Origin of the sequence: Bacillus sp. SIMBA_026 (assembly GCF_046535335.1) — a bacterium.
Lineage (GTDB): Bacteria > Bacillota > Bacilli > Bacillales > Bacillaceae > Bacillus > Bacillus velezensis.
This window is the reverse complement of sequence record NZ_JAWRWX010000342.1, coordinates 1-252: the sequence shown is the minus strand read 5'-3', so window position 1 is coordinate 252 and position 252 is coordinate 1. Positions and strand designations below refer to the sequence as shown.

At 64.7% G+C, this 252-nt stretch carries 1 protein-coding gene; it reads left to right on the top strand.

The features are described from left to right. Positions 1 to 59: 59 nt before the first annotated feature. Positions 60 to 252: hypothetical protein (locus tag SB847_RS21730; protein WP_410578773.1), on the top strand; the 193-nt coding region annotated here is incomplete at its 3' end.

Here is a 252-nt window from a genome sequence, read left to right as displayed (position 1 = left end):
CATTGACCTACGGACTCCGTTGGGGCGACACCTCGCCGGACGAAGTCGGGACGGTGTGGATGAGCGGATTCGACAGCCGGGCGGCCGCTTCGCTACGCATGGCGTTAAGCGCGGGTCGACCGGAAGGCAAGAGCGACGAAGCGGTACCGGAGTTTGAACTCGATCGAATCGTCGGCAAGACGGGCGCCTCGGCAGCATGGCTTGCCGCGGCATGCGCGACGTACATGGCCGGTCAATCGACGAAACCGCAAC